This window comes from Lentzea roselyniae (genome assembly GCF_039537795.1).
Taxonomy (GTDB): Bacteria; Actinomycetota; Actinomycetes; order Mycobacteriales; family Pseudonocardiaceae; genus Lentzea; species Lentzea atacamensis.
Map to the genome: position 1 here is coordinate 1 of NZ_BAABBE010000116.1, position 1466 is coordinate 1466.

Sequence of the window (1466 nt, forward strand, 5' to 3'; positions counted from 1 at the left end):
TGTCCTAATCAGTTCTGGGAGTGGCCATCCGGCACACTCCTGGTGGTAGCCGGCCGGCGGGTGAGCACTCTTTTGTCCTGGACGCCTGAGTCCTGCTGAAAGACAGTGCCCCTGCCGGTGGGCCGGGAGAGTCGATCGCTGCTGGGATGTCGTGCCCCGCGTGTTCGTGGCGGGAAGCACTGCTTGATTAGGTCGCTGATGGTTCTCCCGCGGGCTGCACAAGGAGATCGAGATCGAGAGCGGGAGGGCCGTTGCGGCTGTTCGTGGGGGATGACTGGGCCGAGGACCATCACGACGTCGAGCTGATGGACGGCACGGGTCGCCGGCTGGCCAAGGCCCGGCTGCCCGAGGGCGTGGCGGGGATGGCCCGGCTGCACGCGATGATCGGCGAGCAGCTCGGCGAGACCGACGACGAGGACGTGGAGGTGCTGGTCGGGATTGAGACCGACCGGGGCCCGTGGGTGGCGGCGCTGGTCGCGGCCGGCTACACGGTGCTGGCGGTCAACCCGTTGCAGGCGGCCAGGTTCCGCGACCGGCTGGGAGTGTCGGGCGCCAAGAGCGACGCCGGTGACGCGCACGTGCTGGCGGACATGGCCCGCACCCACTCCCACGAACTGCGGCCGGTCGCCGGGGACAGCTCCGAGGCCGAAGCGATCAAGGTCCTGGCCCGCATCCACAAGACGCTGATCTGGGAACGCACCCGTCACACCCAGCGACTGCGGCACGCCCTGCTCGACTACTTCCCCGCCGCACTGGACGCGTTCGAGGACCTCGACGCCGCCGACACCCTGGAACTGCTGGCCAAAGCCTCCACTCCAGCGCGGGCCGCCCGGCTGACGATCGCCCAGATCAGCGGCGTGCTCAAACGCGCGCGCCGCAAGAACATCGCGGAGAAAGCCAGCCTGATCCAGGCCGCGCTGCGGACCGGGCATCTCGGCCGGCCCGAGATCGTGGCGGAGGCCTACGCCGCCTCGGTCCAGGCGCTCATCGCGGTCCTGGCCACGCTCAACACGCAGGTGAAGACCTTGCAGGGGCAGGTGGAGGCCCATTTTGGGCAGCACCCGGCCGCTGAGATCATCGGGTCCCAGCCCGGTCTGGGACCGATCCTCAGCGCTCGGGTGCTCGCAGAGTTCGGCGACGACCCCGGCCGTTACGCCTGTGCCAAGGCCCGCAAGAACTACGCGGGCACCTCCCCGATCACCCGCGCGTCGGGCAGGAAGAAGGTCGCCCTGGCCCGCTTCATCCACAACGACCGGCTGATCGACGCGCTGATGTCCCAGGCGTTCGGCGCGCTGAAAACCTCGCCCGGAGCACGCGCCTACTACGACCGGCAGCGCGCCCGCGGCGCAGGGCACAACGCCGCCCTGCGCCAGCTGGCGAACCGGTTGGTCGGCATCCTGCACGGCTGCCTCAAAACCGGCACCCTCTACGACGAGACGACCGCCTGGTCGCATCACGCCGAGAAC

The 1466-nt window shown here is 69.6% G+C and carries 1 protein-coding gene; it reads left to right on the forward strand.

All coding sequences use genetic code 11. The features are described from left to right. Positions 1-251 precede the first annotated feature (251 nt). The coding region (locus tag ABFX45_RS46115; RefSeq protein WP_428834312.1) for an IS110 family RNA-guided transposase at positions 252-1466 on the forward strand (1215 nt) is incomplete at its 3' end.